This window comes from Paenibacillus sp. JNUCC 35 (assembly GCF_058269095.1).
In genome coordinates this window covers 5,418,494-5,432,215 of the sequence record NZ_CM177771.1, presented here as the reverse complement: position 1 = coordinate 5,432,215, position 13,722 = coordinate 5,418,494, and the positions used below count along the sequence as shown (strand labels likewise).

General features: G+C 55.2%; 16 protein-coding genes, 1 pseudogene and 1 riboswitch. Of the genes and pseudogenes, 4 read left to right on the top strand and 13 right to left on the bottom strand.

From position 1 onward, the window contains the following. The first annotated feature begins 150 nt into the window (after window positions 1-150). Both AC2TF6_RS24515 and AC2TF6_RS24510 read left to right on the top strand, forming a co-directional pair. Window positions 151-441, top strand: a complete 291-nt coding sequence (locus AC2TF6_RS24515) for a hypothetical protein (protein WP_491308901.1) — start codon at window positions 151-153, stop codon at window positions 439-441. Window positions 442-600: 159 nt separating this feature from the next. Next, entirely contained in the window at window positions 601-1,287 is a 687-nt protein-coding gene (locus AC2TF6_RS24510; protein ID WP_491308900.1) for a hypothetical protein, read from the top strand. Between the two features lie 90 nt (window positions 1,288-1,377). Here the strand turns inward: AC2TF6_RS24510 and AC2TF6_RS24505 are convergent, their stop codons facing one another. Beyond that, the gene (locus tag AC2TF6_RS24505; protein WP_218228909.1) at window positions 1,378-1,668 is read right to left on the bottom strand and encodes an alpha/beta-type small acid-soluble spore protein; all 291 of its coding nucleotides are present in this window, start codon (window positions 1,666-1,668) and stop codon (window positions 1,378-1,380) included. Between the two features lie 285 nt (window positions 1,669-1,953). After that, entirely contained in the window at window positions 1,954-2,970 is a 1,017-nt protein-coding gene (locus AC2TF6_RS24500) for a glycosyltransferase family 2 protein (protein WP_491308899.1), read from the bottom strand. Window positions 2,971-3,228: 258 nt separating this feature from the next. Between AC2TF6_RS24500 and AC2TF6_RS24495 the strand changes: the two genes are divergently transcribed. Then, window positions 3,229-4,728, top strand: a complete 1,500-nt coding sequence (locus tag AC2TF6_RS24495; RefSeq protein ID WP_491308898.1) for a catalase — start codon at window positions 3,229-3,231, stop codon at window positions 4,726-4,728. A gap of 423 nt (window positions 4,729-5,151) precedes the next feature. Here the strand turns inward: AC2TF6_RS24495 and AC2TF6_RS24490 are convergent, their stop codons facing one another. From AC2TF6_RS24490 to queC, 5 genes are all read right to left on the bottom strand, one after another. Beyond that, entirely contained in the window at window positions 5,152-6,684 is a 1,533-nt protein-coding gene (locus AC2TF6_RS24490; RefSeq protein WP_491308897.1) for an ATP-binding protein, read from the bottom strand. A 177-nt stretch (window positions 6,685-6,861) separates the two neighbouring features. After that, window positions 6,862-7,356, bottom strand: a complete 495-nt coding sequence (gene queF / locus AC2TF6_RS24485) for a preQ(1) synthase (protein ID WP_009672067.1) — start codon at window positions 7,354-7,356, stop codon at window positions 6,862-6,864. A 91-nt stretch (window positions 7,357-7,447) separates the two neighbouring features. Then, window positions 7,448-8,275 carry a 7-carboxy-7-deazaguanine synthase QueE gene (gene queE / locus AC2TF6_RS24480; RefSeq protein ID WP_491308896.1) on the bottom strand — a complete coding sequence of 276 codons (828 nt, stop codon included), beginning with the start codon at window positions 8,273-8,275 and terminating at the stop codon, window positions 7,448-7,450. Continuing rightward, window positions 8,272-8,760: a 6-carboxytetrahydropterin synthase QueD gene (gene queD / locus AC2TF6_RS24475; protein ID WP_009672131.1), complete on the bottom strand. Its 489-nt coding sequence runs from the start codon at window positions 8,758-8,760 to the stop codon at window positions 8,272-8,274. Before queD ends, queE begins: the two co-directional genes overlap by 4 nt. Then, complete coding sequence (queC, locus tag AC2TF6_RS24470) at window positions 8,757-9,422, bottom strand: 7-cyano-7-deazaguanine synthase QueC (protein WP_491308895.1); 666 nt, start codon at window positions 9,420-9,422, stop codon at window positions 8,757-8,759. The genes queD and queC overlap by 4 nt, the downstream gene beginning before the upstream one ends. Before the next feature lie 195 nt (window positions 9,423-9,617). Then, window positions 9,618-9,661, bottom strand: a riboswitch (PreQ1 riboswitch). A gap of 243 nt (window positions 9,662-9,904) precedes the next feature. Here queC and AC2TF6_RS24465 point away from each other — a divergent pair. Next, entirely contained in the window at window positions 9,905-10,726 is an 822-nt protein-coding gene (locus AC2TF6_RS24465) for an SDR family oxidoreductase (RefSeq protein ID WP_491308894.1), read from the top strand. 155 nt (window positions 10,727-10,881) lie between these two features. Here AC2TF6_RS24465 and AC2TF6_RS24460 read toward each other — a convergent pair. The 6 genes and pseudogenes from AC2TF6_RS24460 to AC2TF6_RS24435 all read right to left on the bottom strand — a co-directional run bounded on the left by AC2TF6_RS24460 (window position 10,882) and on the right by AC2TF6_RS24435 (window position 13,561). Beyond that, a pseudogene (locus AC2TF6_RS24460) lies at window positions 10,882-11,236 on the bottom strand (cupin domain-containing protein). Further along, entirely contained in the window at window positions 11,233-11,625 is a 393-nt protein-coding gene (locus tag AC2TF6_RS24455) for a DnaJ family domain-containing protein (RefSeq protein ID WP_491308893.1), read from the bottom strand. Before AC2TF6_RS24455 ends, AC2TF6_RS24460 begins: the two are co-directional and overlap by 4 nt. A gap of 28 nt (window positions 11,626-11,653) precedes the next feature. Then, window positions 11,654-11,974: a YnfA family protein gene (locus AC2TF6_RS24450; protein WP_491308892.1), complete on the bottom strand. Its 321-nt coding sequence runs from the start codon at window positions 11,972-11,974 to the stop codon at window positions 11,654-11,656. Between the two features lie 126 nt (window positions 11,975-12,100). Beyond that, window positions 12,101-12,328: a hypothetical protein gene (locus tag AC2TF6_RS24445; RefSeq protein ID WP_009672142.1), complete on the bottom strand. Its 228-nt coding sequence runs from the start codon at window positions 12,326-12,328 to the stop codon at window positions 12,101-12,103. A gap of 66 nt (window positions 12,329-12,394) precedes the next feature. After that, window positions 12,395-12,595 carry a YwbE family protein gene (locus AC2TF6_RS24440; protein WP_009672054.1) on the bottom strand — a complete coding sequence of 67 codons (201 nt, stop codon included), beginning with the start codon at window positions 12,593-12,595 and terminating at the stop codon, window positions 12,395-12,397. A 12-nt stretch (window positions 12,596-12,607) separates the two neighbouring features. Then, window positions 12,608-13,561 carry an RluA family pseudouridine synthase gene (locus AC2TF6_RS24435; protein WP_491308891.1) on the bottom strand — a complete coding sequence of 318 codons (954 nt, stop codon included), beginning with the start codon at window positions 13,559-13,561 and terminating at the stop codon, window positions 12,608-12,610. Window positions 13,562-13,722: the final 161 nt, after the last annotated feature.

Here is a 13,722-nt window from a genome sequence, read left to right as displayed (position 1 = left end):
TCCTTCTGCTTGCACTCCTCGCACTCTCTTGGAAAGAATACCTTGACCCAATAAAACAGGGAGAAGGGACAGCTATCCAATCGGGCTGTTAGCTGGCCGCATATGGTGTAAGGTAGCATGCATGATTCGCTGAAAAGGGAGGTATACGGTATGAGTTCCAAACTTCGTAATGACGCGTCCAAACTAGTCGGTCAGAACATCGTGGCCGTCCGTAAGGATGGTTCCATGGTCAGAGGCAAACTGGTACGTATTCAAGGTGACCAGCTGATTCTCGAGCCTCAAGAGGGAACCGCTCAAACAAAAGCGTTCGTTCCTCTCGTCTTGTTCGATTTGCTTGCCATCGGCACATCCCCGTTTGTCAACGGATTCGGTTACGGCGGTGGATTCGGCGGCGGATTCGGTTACGGCGGCGGTTTTGGCGGCCCCGGATTTTTCTGGTAAAGAGCGAGACAGTACAACAGGTTCCGGTTACGGGACCTGTTTTTTTATTTGCTGGCGGGCTTGACTAAACACTAAAGGTCCGGCTCCGGAATAGTCTGGTGTGTATAAGGCGGCGGGATGCGGCGCGTTTCTTGAAACAAGCGGAAAGAGGGGAAGAAGATGAGTGGAGGAAAGAGCGAGTTCGACTATGAAAAAGAGTGGGAACGGAAATTCGGATTTCGTTCCGGTGAGATTCCTTCGTTTTCCTCCATTTTCGGAGGCGGGGAGTCTTTATTTACCGAGCTGTCCAAACGGATTTCAGAAGACCCGGAAAACACGGCGTGGCTGGACCAATGGCTGGATAAACTTCTCCGGGAGGCAATGCCGGGCTACCGGATTCCGGAGTGGATGGGAACCGATTGGGAAAACGAACCGGCCGGGGGTCCGGCGGGCCAGAGCGCGCAGGGAGGCACTCCGCCGCGCGGCGGGGAGAAACGCCGGGCGAGCGGAGATCAGCCTGCCGCCGCCCAGCTTCCCGCGGCCAATCCCTTTTCCGGCCGAAAGCCGGTTAAAGGCCTCGCTGCGGGAAGCAAGAAGCGGCAAACCGCCAAGGTCAAGGTGGCGGAGCCTTTTGCCTATTCGATAACCGAGGGCGGGGACGGGCTGAAGGTTATCGTGCAGCAGCCTTCGGGGATACGCCCGGGAGAGATTGAACTGGCGGCGGACAGGTCGAGCATCCGCCTTAGCGGCAGCCGGATCGGCGGGAAGCAGATCATCCGCCTGTTCAGGCCTATCCGGCCGGGTTCATGCCGGATGACCCGCGAAGACGGCTGTCTGGTCATCCGGGCCGATTTGGCCCGCCGGTGAAGGACGGAGCCGCGACTTCATGCTCCTCCGCGCAGAGCGGCGCACTTGCGGGCGGTCAACCTTGCAGGGGGCGTTCCGGCGTTCCGGGGATCACTTCGGTCCGCCGCGTTCCGCCAGCTGCTTCTGCGCCATCCGGACAAGCTCCCGCACCATGCGGCCGCCGATTTCGCCGCCGATTTTACCGGCATCCTCGGTGCGGAGCTGACCGTTGTTGCCCGGCTCCAGAGGCACTCCAAGGGTGCGGGCGACTTCGTATTTAACCAGGTTCGGCTGATCGTCGGACACGTTGTAGCCCGCGTCCCTCATAACCTGGCCCTTGAACTTATCCAGACTGCGTTCGCTTCCGGGAACAGCGGCTCTGCGGCTTCGTCTTCTTGCCATGCTATCACCTCCTGCGGTTAGGATGCCCAAGAGTTCCCGGAGTATCAAGGGGTCAGCGGTATCCGGTCCGGTAAGATAGTCATAAGCCTCGGAGCCTGAGGCAGCCCGTATAGAAAAACACCGTGCGCAGTAAGCACACGGTGTGATGACAAGACTATGGGCATAAGGCTCGCAGCGCAGAGGTAAGCCTCGTGCTGAAGCTAGACGTCAGGATATCCCGTCCTGGGATTTCGGCAAAAGGGCGGATGCCCATAATTTCACGGAAAGCCGGTTCCCGTCTAAAAACTAACGCCCCGCTCGTTCCGCCCCTACCGGAACCCGGTCAAAGTCTGCCGGGTCTTCATAGTCCTGCTGCACCGGGATTGACTTTTCGATGAGATACAAGGGACGGTGTTTGACCTCCCGGTAGATTTTGCCGATATATTCTCCGATCAGCCCCAGGGCAAGAAGCTGCACCCCGCCGATAAACCAGACGGATAAAATAAGAGAAGTCCAACCGGAAGCCGTCGTTCCCCATAATTTCGAAATAATGGCATAAGCGCCGGCCAGCAGGCTGATAATGGAGAACAGAAAACCGGTGACCGTCACCATCCGGATCGGTTTAACGCTGAACGAAGTGATGCCGTCCAGTGCAAACGACAGCATTTTGCGCAGCGGATACTTCGATTCCCCGGCAAAACGTTCTTTCCTCTCATACATGACCTCGGCCGTACGCAGTCCCAGGAGCGGGACAATCCCCCTCAGAAACACATTGACTTCCTTATAGCGGGACAAATAATCCAGCGCGCGTTTGCTCATAAGCCGGTAATCCGCATGATTGTTCTTAATCTGGACGCCCAGGCGTAGCATTAATTTATAGAAGGATTCGGCGGTCGACTTTTTGAACCAGGTGTCGGTCGTCCGGTCGCTGCGGATTCCGTAAACGATCTCGGCCCCCTCCAGATACTTAAGTACAAATTCGCGTATCGCGTCCGTATCGTCCTGCAGATCGGCATCGATGGAAATCACGATGTCCGATGTATGCCGCGCCGTCATCAAACCTGCAAGCAGGGCATTCTGATGGCCCGCATTCCGTGCGAGCTTAACGCCTGTTACATAGCCATGGGAACGGCTGTATTGATCGATAAGCTCCCAGGTCCGGTCTTTGCTGCCGTCATCGACAAGAAGCATCACACTTTCTCTGGCGACAAGCTTTTCTTGGATGAGGCGGTCCAGAACCGCGCTTAACCGGCTTACCGTTTCCGGGAGAACTTCTTCTTCGTTATAGCAAGGCACCACGATTGTTAAAATAGGGCTCGACATCCTGTAAAATCTTCCTTTCTTATCCTGGACTGGACATTGTTTCTTCCCGCCGGATTATTCTTATTGTAAACAAGCACGGCCGGTTAAAGCAATTGCCTTCTCGTCGGAATTTGTAAAAATTCAGGCGATTTTATTTCCACATTAAAATTATTATAATTTTATAGTCATTCTATTGACGAAGACAAGAAGACGATGCTATACTACCGTCATGACATTGATAATCATTTTCATATAATAATAATTATAAAGAGGTGCAGAATGAATCCATATCGCCCTTATCTCACAACGAATCAAGGCGCGCCCGTTGCCGACAACCAGAATTCGAAGACAGCCGGTACTCACGGCCCGACGCTGCTCGAAGATTATCATCTTTTGGAGAAACTGGCCCATTTTGACCGCGAGCGTATTCCGGAGCGTGTCGTGCACGCGCGGGGTGCGGGGGCGTTCGGAGTATTCCGGCCTTATGCCAGTATGAGCGAGTATACGAAAGCCGCTTTTCTGCAAGACCCTTCCATTGAAACGAAAGTGCTTGTCCGCTTCTCGACGGTTATTCATCCGAGCGGATCGCCGGAGACGCTTCGTGACCCGCGCGGCTTTGCGGTTAAGTTCTACACGTCCGAAGGAAATTATGACCTCGTCGGCAACAATTTGCCCGTATTCTTTATCCGCGATGCGCTGAAATTCCCGGACATGGTTCACTCGCTGAAGCCGGCTCCGCATACAAATGTTCAAACGCCAAATCACTTGTGGGATTTCATGTCGCTTTCTCCCGAATCGACCCACATGCTGACCTGGGTCTTCTCCGACCGCGGAACTCCCGCCAACTACCGGGAAATGGACGGATTCGGGGTGCATGCCTTCAAATGGGTGAACGCGGAAGGCAAGGTCGTTTACGTCAAATACACCTGGAAATCGCTGCAAGGTGTCCGTTCCTTAAGCCGCAAAGAAGCGGAGGAGCAGGGAGGCCGCGACCACAATCACGCGACGCGCGATTTGTATGACGCTATCGAGGCGGGCAATTATCCGGAATGGGAGCTAAATGTGCAAATCCTGGAACCGGAGCGTTTGGACCAGTTCACCTTCGATCCCCTCGATCCGACGAAGGAGTGGCAGGAAGACCTTGTTCCGTTCGTTAAAGTAGGACGAATGACCTTGAACGAGAATCCTAGAAATTTCTTCGCCGAAGTCGAGCAGTCGGCTTTTGCGCCTAGCGTGCTTGTGCCGGGGATCGAACCTTCCGAAGACAAACTTCTGCAGGGCCGTCTGTTCTCCTACCCGGATACACAGCGCCACCGGCTGGGACCGAACTACATGCAGATTCCGGTAAACTGCCCTTATGCGCCGGTCCGCAATTATCAGCGGGACGGTCAAATGGCGGTTCGCCAGGACCATTCGCCGATCAATTACGAGCCGAATTCCTACGACCATTCGCCGAAAGAAGCGGGAAGCGCCTATGCAGAGAGCGAGAAGCCGCTGACGGGCTCCACTACACGCCGCAAAATCGAGAAAACGGATGATTTCACGCAGGCAGGCGAGCGTTACCGCCGGTTTACGCCGGAAGAACGCGCTAACCTGATCGGTAACCTCGTGAACGACCTCAAACAAACGGACATGCAAATCCAGCTTCGCGCCGTCTGCAATTTTTTCCGTGCCGATGTGGAATACGGGACACGGCTTGCGGAAGGGCTCGGAATCGATCTCAGCGGTTTTATTCCGCAGGGAGCGGGTTCCGGTTCCGGACAAATGCCTCCGCGTTAATTTGTCACGGGTAAGAGCCTGGGAAACGCTGGAGGCTAGCTTTCTTCGCCATCAGGTTAAGCGGACCGCCGCCATGCAGGAGGAATTCCCCCCTTCCCGCATGGTATCATGGCGCCCGCTTTCGCGGATGGTTGAAGGACACCGGCCGCTCTATCGTTTCCGGCGCGAGGTTTTTAAGATAGATGGCCCTGTGGTCCATCGGTTCAAGCAAGGATGCCCTAGGCCGTGTCTTCAAGGGCCGGAACTAAAAAAGCCTTCTTTCCGATAAGGAAAGAAGGCTTTTTTCTCTGAGCTTAGCCGGGCTTGAGGCTCCATTGCTCCACCGGCATCATGAGCGCGTGGTTATAGACCGGTTTCGTGATGTAGTCCGATGCGCCGGCTTCGATGCGGGAGCTTCCCGGTCACGAGGAAGGGCCCGGGTGGTCAGAGCGATGATCGGTTGCTTCCCTCCGGAAGCGGAGAGGAAAGCGGCGTAAGCCGGGGAAGCTTGGCGTCGTCCACGAGCTGCCGAAGCTCCTGCTGCTGACCGCTCAAGCTGCTGGAAGGAAGGAGGAGGGTGAACGTGCTCCCGGTTCCCTCTTCACTGGTCAGCCGGATTTCTCCGCCCAGCAGCCGGGCAAACTGGCGTGAAATAGAAAGGCCGAGTCCGGTTCCGCCGAATTTGCGGCTGGTCGTACCGTCCGCCTGGTAGAAGGCCTCGAAGATCTGCTCCCGCTTGTCCGCCCGGATGCCGATGCCGGTATCCCGGATGGAGGCGGCGGGATGCTGAATGCCTTGGGCGTCCATTTCAACGTAAAAGGTAAGCGTAACACCCCCCCGCTGGGTAAATTTGAACGCGTTGGACAACAGATTTTTCAAAATCTGCTGAAGCCGCTGTTCGTCCGTATGAATGATGTCGGGAACGCCGGTTGAACGGATGTGAAAGTACAGGCCCTTCTGGGCGGCAACGGGTTCGAACGTGCGGGTCATCGCTTCGACGACTTCGCTGACGTTCACTTCTCCCGGCGTGATGGACATATGTCCCGCTTCGATTTTGGACAAATCCAGAATATCGTTAATCAGCGTAAGCAGATCCTGGCCGGAGCTGTGAATAATCCCGGCAAATTCAATCTCTTCTTCCGAAAGCGTCCCGTTCTGATTTTCGGCCAGGAACTGGGACAGAATCAGCATGCTGTTCAGCGGGGTCCGGAGCTCGTGAGACATGTTCGCCAGAAATTCGGATTTGTAACGGGAAGCGGCTACCAGTTCTTCGTTTTTCACTTCCAGCTCGTCGTGAATTTGCTGAAGCTCCGCGGTTCTTTCTTCGGCCAGCCGGAACTGTTCGGCCAATTCCCGATTGGTCTTGTTCAGCGCTTCCCGCCGGAGAAAATCCGCTTTGAAATCGTGCAGGATGAACGTAAAGAAAAAGCTGAAAAACAGGCCCGCCGTACCGGACAGCGGAGCAAGCTCGATCAGATACGTAGCGACCGGATATACCCCGAGAATCGCGATGTCCGCCACATTGAACAGATTTACGATAAGAATCAGCAGCAAAATCCGGGCGGTCTGACGCAGAGAGGTGCGTTTGAGCAGCTCGCTGGTCAGCGCGGTTACGACGCCGAGAATGACCATATTGCCGAAGCCCGCCCAAGCGGCGTGATTCAAGCCGAACGATAAGCGCGTCAGTCCGATTCCGATTCCGATGAGCATAATGTGGGAGGGACGCGACAGGAACAGGGGTGCCGCCAGGATAGGAACGAATCTTAAATCGAAGATGACCGTCGGGGTCAACCGGGCTCCGTACATCATGGAGAGCCAGCCCGCCGCTACCGAAAGCAGGATATACAGCACTTTCATCCAGTTGACGGGGACCCGGTACAAAACATATTTATAAGCCAGACTGCCTAAATAAGTAAATGTGAGCAAGGTGCTTATATTGGCAAAAAACGATTTGAAATAGTCCCCTAAATTATCCATTTCTTTTCCTTTCCCGTTCCGAAAGCCCTTCAACCCAGCTCCAATTAGGTGTTCTTTCCTAGTATACCAAAGTTATCGGCATCCCATCGGCAGAAAAAAAGACCCCCAAGGGGTCTTTAGGCATATCGGCGGGCGATACGTTGAAAATACCGGAACTCATTTTCGGTCAGGTACGGCTTAGCGGTTATCGACTTTTTCCGGGTAAAGGTCGTGGTTCATCAGGCGGTGCTCCGCCATCTGCTCGTACTTGGTGCCGGGACGTCCGTAATTGCAGTAAGGATCGATGGAGATCCCGCCCCGCGGAGTGAATTTGCCCCAGACCTCGATGTATTTCGGGTCCATGAGCTTGATCAGATCGTTCATAATGATGTTCATGCAGTCCTCATGGAAATCGCCGTGATTGCGGAAGCTGAACAGGTATAGTTTGAGCGATTTGCTTTCGACCATTTTGGCGTCCGGCATATAGCTGATATAAATGGTGGCAAAATCGGGCTGTCCCGTAATCGGGCACAGGCTCGTAAACTCCGGGCAGTTGAATTTGACGAAATAATCCCGGTAAGGGTGTTTATTATCAAAGGATTCAAGCACCTGCGGCGCATAATTAAACGGATATTGTGTCTGCTGGTTGCCCAGCAGGGTGAGATCGAGATCTTCCTGGTTTCTTCCGGCCATAAAGGCACCTCCGGGTTTAATTTGTAGAAGCGGCGGACGGCTGCATGATGTCTGCAAGACGGTGCCGTTGGAAGGCTGCCGTCCGCGAGTCTCAGACGCCCCGCTTGTTGCCCCACAGCAGGGCGTGAAGCTGAGGCAGCACGCGCACGTCGTTAAGATCCTCGGACGCCATCGTCAGGTCGACGAGCCACTCGTATTTGCGCAGCAGCTGCCCGCGAAGCAGGTCGTCGTCCGCGAGTCGGACGTCCTCATTGCCCGCCTGCAGGTAGAACGGGACGGCAGGATAGCGGCGGTGGACTTCCCGGGCGAACGCGAAATCGCGTTCGTCGAACACGACCACCTTGAGGCTGATGCCGTCCGGGTTCAGCCGCCGGACGATGTCGTCCAGCTTGGCGAAGTCCGTCTCCATGCCGGAGCTTGGCGGCTTGGGAGAGAGCGTGACCTCGTCGATCTCGGTCAGCCAGTCCTGCCAGCGGGAGCCCTGCGTCTCGACGGCGGTGCGGATGCCTTTGGCCCGCAGCAGCTTCACGAGCAGGCCCAGGCTGCGCAGGAGGGCGGGATTGCCGCCCGACAAGGTCACGTGGGAGAAGCGGCTGCCGCCGGTGCGGACGAGCTCCTCCCAGACCGCTTCCGCGGTGAGCGGACGGATATCGCCTGCGCCCGATCCGTCCCACGTAAACGCGGAATCGCACCAGGAGCAGCGATAATCGCAGCCGGCGGTGCGCACGAACATCGTCTTGCGCCCGATGACCATGCCCTCGCCCTGGACTGTCGGGCCGAAGATTTCGAGCACGGGGATGGTTGCTTCACCCGCTGCTGCTTTGCCCGGAGGGGACACGGCAGCATCCGCCGTTTTGCCCGCTGCAGGCAAGGTCCGCGGAGGGGACGGGACCGCAGCGTTTGTATGGCTTGCGCTCATTCGGACATCCACTCCCGTCTCGCTTCGGCATAACTCGTCGGCGTCTCGTATAGACGGACGAATTCGACCCTGCCGCCCCGGGCTTTCGCCTGCATCTCATCCGACTGCAGAGCGGTCTCCATCTGTTCGTACAGCCAGACGACCATATTCTCGGCGGTGGTGTTCATGGGCGGGAGCGTCTCGTTCAGATACCGGTGATCGAGATAAGGCTCGATCCGGGTTTTCCAGATGTCTTTGATCTCTCCGAAATCAAGCGTAAGGCCGATCTCATTAACATAGCCGCTGATTCCGTAAACGGCTTTGTACGTATGGCCGTGAAGGTTTTTGCACTTGCCCTCGTAAGCGTGGAGATGATGCGCCGCATCGAACGTAAATTCTTTGGAAACGAGGACGCGCTTGGTATGGTAACGGAGCTGTTCGTGCCGGATGTCCTGCCCGTACTGCTGAAGGTTCTCTACGATGCGGAATTCGCCGGGCGTCTTCATCGGGCATCGGCTCCTTCGCGCTCCAGAAGATAGTTCCGCAGACCGGCCGAACGGAGCTTGCATGCCGGGCACTCGCCGCAGCCGTCTCCAACGATGCCGTTATAGCACGTAAGCGTCTTGGTGCGTACAAAATCGAAAGCTCCCAGCTCGTCGGAAAGCTTCCACGTTTCCGCTTTATTCAGCCACATCAGCGGCGTATGGATAACGAATGGATAATCCATGGATAAGTTCAGGGTCACGTTAAGGGATTTTACGAAAGCGTCCCGGCAGTCCGGGTAGCCGCTGAAATCCGTCTCGCACACGCCGGTAACGAGGTGTCTGGCCCCGGCCCCTTTGGCGTATACGCCTGCAAACGAAAGGAACAGCAGATTGCGTCCGTCCACGAACGTGGAAGGCAGTTCGCCTTCTTTTTCTTCAATTTCGATATCGCCGCGCGTCAGCGCATTGGGTGCGAGCTGGTTCAGCAGGCTCATGTCCAGTACGGTGTTCTTTACGCCAAGCTCGCGTGCAATCTGCGCCGCGCACTCGATTTCGAGTTTATGGCGCTGCCCGTAATCGAACGTGAGCGTCTCCACCTCGCCAAAATGCTTCAGGGCCCAGAACAGACACGTCGTGCTGTCTTGTCCGCCGCTGAATACGACAACCGCTTTTTCATGTTTCATCGCTCTTCCGTCTCCTTTTAAATAAAAAATAGGTGATGGAGAGAGTTCTTGATCCGTCATTTTAAACAAAACAAAAACAATGCCTCAAGGAAGGACGCAGCGCAATCATAAAGCGAACCGGAAGTGAACGTCAAAAAAACGTACACATAGCGCCCGCTTTTTAAGCAGCTGTGCCCGAATATCCAGGGATATTGTTTTTCCTTAGTTTTTTATAGAGGGAGTTCGCGAACCTCTCCCATATGCGCGGAGCATATGGATTTTCTTATTGGGTTATGAATCCGGCACTTTCATTGTTCCGTTCCAAGCCGTGCCGCGCATCAGAACCGTCCCATTATAACGCATTTGACCCGCCCATGTAAGGGAGCGGTGGAAATTTCCTTTATAATCGAACAATCTCAGCAGGGGATCGTGATGCCGTTCTATACTGAAGGTAACAAAAAGCCCTCCCTAATCAACGTTAGTAGGAGGGGATGGAGGTATTTATGCACGGAAATAGGCCGGATTCGGCAAATGAGGCTGCTATACGAACCAAGGAAGGCCGCGCACCTGTTGCCATCGTTACGGGAGTTTCTCGCCGGATCGGTATCGGCGCCGCTATATGCCGGGCGCTGGCTGCCAAAGGAATGGATGTGCTATTCACATCCTGGACCGCATTCGATAAGGGAATGCCGTGGGGAGCGGATGAAGAGGGGCCTGACGCGATTCTGCGGGAGCTGGCCGAGTCGGGAATCCGCTGCGAAAGACTGGAGATCGACCAGTCCGATCCGGAAGCGGCGAAGCGAATTGTGGACGAAACGGAGAAGCGGCTCGGGTTTCCGTCGGTCCTCGTCAATAATGCGGCCTACTCGGTGAATGACGGGTACGAGAAGCTTGATGCGGCGACTCTGGATGCCCATTACGCCGTGAACATGAGGGGCACCGCCCTGCTCAGCGTGGAATTCGGCCGCCGGTTTAACCGGGGATCGGGCGGCCGGATTATTAACCTGACATCCGGCCAGTCTTTGGGGCCGATGCGGGGTGAGATCGCTTATGCGGCTACGAAGGCCGCTGTCGAAGCGATGACCGTCACATTGGCTGCCGAGCTGGCTCCCAAAGGGATGACCGTCAACGCGGTCAATCCCGGTCCGACCGACACCGGCTGGATGACGGAAGAGCTCCGGAACGGGCTCGCAGATCAGTTCCCGTTCGGCCGGATCGGCAGACCGGAAGACGCCGCCAGACTGATCGCATTTCTCGCGGGCGAGGAAGCGGAGTGGATTACGGGCCAGATCCTCCATTCGGAGGGCGGCTTTCGGCTCAGGTAACCATTTCCGGCTTTTTGTGGGCGTGCAACAATGCCTCTGGATGCCCCTTGCTCCCTTTAATGGGCCCAGTTGAACCGAGCGAACCCCGGCTCGCCCAAGGCCAAATTGGGTGAAGAAATAAAACGAGCTCTGCAGCCTATTCTGCAGAGCTCGTTTTATTTTGCCTGCCCCGTAGGCTCGTCCACGAAAACCGTTTCGGCTTCTTTGGCTTCGAAGCAGAGATTTGACGGTGCGCACGTCCGCTCTCGTCCGGTGAACCGTGCCCGCCGGAATCGTAAGCGTGTCGTTCGCTTTCAGGGAGGCAGTCGTTCCGTCCTCGAAGTCTATGAAGAGTTCTCCTTCAAGCACCATAAACAGTTCATCCGAATCGGGATGAAAATGCCAGCGGTAATTGCCGGTCATGACCGCGATGCGGAGCACATGCGAGTTTACGTCCGAAACGGCAAAGTTGACGTGCCGCTCTTGGATGTCCCGGGTAAGTTCAAGCAAATTTTGAGTAGCAAGGTTCATCTCGGTTTATCCGGTTCTGCGGAAAATTTCGTTTCGATCCGGTCCCGGTACCGGGCAAGCGCGGGCGAGAGGTTCATACTCCGCTCTTCCATTAACATATTGAAGCGGAGCTTCTTGGCGTTGAGTGTTTTCTTCAGCTTGCCTCGTTCCTCTTCGTCATGACAGCATGCAAGGAGTTCCTCCAGTGTGATCATGTCTTTGCGGAGCTGCATTTCTTCGGGAAGGAATCCCGAATTTTTCATGATTTTATAGGACAAACGAAGCTCTTCCGGAACAGCGGACCAATCTTCGAGAACGAGCGGTTTGCCTTTGCCGGGCAAATTGTCGAAATTCCCGTTTCGAATCGCTTCCTGAATGCGCTGCTCTACCAGACTGTCGAGAAAGCTCATAAGTTAACTCCTCCTTCAAGACGTCAGATCAGGTTCTGGGCGCCCACAAAATAATGGACACGCCGACGATACAAACGGCCGCGCCGAGCCAATCGTAGAAATCGGGGGTCTTTTTGTCCACAAGCCATCCCCACACAACAGCGAGTACGACAAAAACGCCCCCGTATGCGGCATAGACCCGTCCGAAAGAAGGAAAGGCCTGGAGAGTCGGGATAATTCCGTACAGGACGAGCACAAGGCTGCCCGCGATTCCGTATCCGACAGGCTTGCCCTCGCGGAGCCACAGCCAGACGAGGTAGCCGCCTCCGATTTCCGCGAGCCCGGCGATCACAAATAAAAGCATGGACATTTCTGGAGCCTCCGACGGAAGTATGTTGAAGCAGGAGTTTAGGCGGATTTACCGCCGGTTCCTGCAAAAATAAAGACATGAAGCGGAACCCTCATGTCTTTGCCTACTGCTTATGACATTCAAAGTTTAGACACCCATACGTCTTCTTTGATTGTTTTGTTTCTTGGTCTGCTGGCTTTTCATCATCTGATTGCCGGTTACCTGGTGCTTCTGCTGGGAGTTGGCCTGGGCTTGCGCCGCTTTCTTCTGGGCCATTTTCTGTTTCATGGCTTCCGCGAGCGAAACTTTGCGCGGCTCGGCCCCTTCGGCCGGTTGTGTTTCTGCGGATTGCGGTGTCTGTTGATTTTCTGACATTCGTATCACCTCACTGCGTTCATTACTTTTAGTTTATTGGTTTTCAGGGCGCTTTACAATAGGGTTTCAGGGCTCTTGTACAATTTCCTGGACCCGTCCGACCTGGCCGTCCGTCAGTCTGACTTTGATGCCGTGGGGATGATTGGGCGAATTCGTCAAAATATCTTTCACGACTCCGCGCGTCCGTTTGCCGGTACGCTGATCCTGCTTGAGCACAATGTCGACGGTCAGTCCGGCATGGATATTTTTTCTCGATTGTCCGTTCATGGGATTCTCCTTTTAGGAAGTGGGCTTGCTGGCGAAAACCCGCAGAAACTTGCCCGGAATTTGGGTCTCGAACCGCATCGGCTGTCCCGTGGAAGGATGTTCGAACGCGATGACCCGGGCGTGTAAACCGAGCCGGCCGATCGTATTTTTCACGGAGCCGTACTTCTTGTCGCCGACAACCGGATGGCCGATGTCCTGCATGTGGACGCGGATCTGGTTTTTACGGCCCGTTTCGAGCTGGACTTCAAGCAGGGAGTAGTCGGAGGAAGCCTGCAGCACTTTATAGTGCGTGACCGCCTTCTGTCCGCCGTTATCCACGGGACTGGAGTACATCAGCAGCGTTTTGCTTTCTTTCAGCCAGGAGACGATCGTGCCTTCGGGTTTCTTGACCTTTCGTTCGACAAGGGCTACGTAGGAGCGCTCGTGCACGGCCTCCTGCCAGGCAGTTTGAAGCGCCTGCTGGGTTTTCTCGTTCTTGGCGAAAAGCATAACGCCCGACGTATCCCGGTCCAGCCGGTGGACGACGAAAATACGCGCTTTCGGGTCTTTTCTGCGGACATGCTCGGTCAGCTGCCAATAGGCGGTCAATTCCTTCTCGTCTCCGCCGGAGATCGAAAGAAGGCCCGCTTCTTTATTGATAACCAGAAGGTCCTCGTCTTCATGCAGAATGTGCAGTCCGATCGGTTTCTCCTCTTCGGTAACGACGCTCCACTGAACCGTAACGCGGTCGCCGGGCTGGAGAGGATGGTCGTGGCGGGTCGTTTTTTTGCCGTTCACGGATACTTGGCCTCTGGACAGAATGCCCTTAACGGTGTTTCTTCCTTTATTCGCAAGCTTTTCAAGCAAAAATTTCATCAGTTCGGCCGGCTGCCCGATTTCGAATTGAGTCGGTTCTTTGTCCGTTTTCGGGGCGGCCGGCCTGGCCGGTTTCGTTTTGGAGTTAAAAGGGGGACGCTGTTTTCGCATAGGTTGGCTCCTTCGGATCTTCTATCCATTTACTATAGCGCATTGGGGAATTATTTTCATCCCGCCCGGGCTCGTGATAAGTGTCTGATCGAGTGATATAATGGAAAAGCTGGAATTCCTTTTGGGAAAATGAACGCGAAATTCGTACTTGGTTCGGCATC

Bases quoted from the DNA above. Each gene is read 5' to 3' on its own strand.
- AC2TF6_RS24515 (WP_491308901.1), top strand. From the start codon at position 151: ATGAGTTCCAAACTTCGTAATGACGCGTCCAAACTAGTCGGTCAGAAC.
- AC2TF6_RS24510 (WP_491308900.1), top strand. From the start codon at position 601: ATGAGTGGAGGAAAGAGCGAGTTCGACTATGAAAAAGAGTGGGAACGG.
- AC2TF6_RS24505 (WP_218228909.1), bottom strand. From the start codon at position 1,668: ATGGCAAGAAGACGAAGCCGCAGAGCCGCTGTTCCCGGAAGCGAACGC.
- AC2TF6_RS24500 (WP_491308899.1), bottom strand. From the start codon at position 2,970: ATGTCGAGCCCTATTTTAACAATCGTGGTGCCTTGCTATAACGAAGAA.
- AC2TF6_RS24495 (WP_491308898.1), top strand. From the start codon at position 3,229: ATGAATCCATATCGCCCTTATCTCACAACGAATCAAGGCGCGCCCGTT.
- AC2TF6_RS24490 (WP_491308897.1), bottom strand. From the start codon at position 6,684: ATGGATAATTTAGGGGACTATTTCAAATCGTTTTTTGCCAATATAAGC.
- queF (WP_009672067.1), bottom strand. From the start codon at position 7,356: ATGGCCGGAAGAAACCAGGAAGATCTCGATCTCACCCTGCTGGGCAAC.
- queE (WP_491308896.1), bottom strand. From the start codon at position 8,275: ATGAGCGCAAGCCATACAAACGCTGCGGTCCCGTCCCCTCCGCGGACC.
- queD (WP_009672131.1), bottom strand. From the start codon at position 8,760: ATGAAGACGCCCGGCGAATTCCGCATCGTAGAGAACCTTCAGCAGTAC.
- queC (WP_491308895.1), bottom strand. From the start codon at position 9,422: ATGAAACATGAAAAAGCGGTTGTCGTATTCAGCGGCGGACAAGACAGC.
- AC2TF6_RS24465 (WP_491308894.1), top strand. From the start codon at position 9,905: ATGCACGGAAATAGGCCGGATTCGGCAAATGAGGCTGCTATACGAACC.
- AC2TF6_RS24455 (WP_491308893.1), bottom strand. From the start codon at position 11,625: ATGAGCTTTCTCGACAGTCTGGTAGAGCAGCGCATTCAGGAAGCGATT.
- AC2TF6_RS24450 (WP_491308892.1), bottom strand. From the start codon at position 11,974: ATGTCCATGCTTTTATTTGTGATCGCCGGGCTCGCGGAAATCGGAGGC.
- AC2TF6_RS24445 (WP_009672142.1), bottom strand. From the start codon at position 12,328: ATGTCAGAAAATCAACAGACACCGCAATCCGCAGAAACACAACCGGCC.
- AC2TF6_RS24440 (WP_009672054.1), bottom strand. From the start codon at position 12,595: ATGAACGGACAATCGAGAAAAAATATCCATGCCGGACTGACCGTCGAC.
- AC2TF6_RS24435 (WP_491308891.1), bottom strand. From the start codon at position 13,561: ATGCGAAAACAGCGTCCCCCTTTTAACTCCAAAACGAAACCGGCCAGG.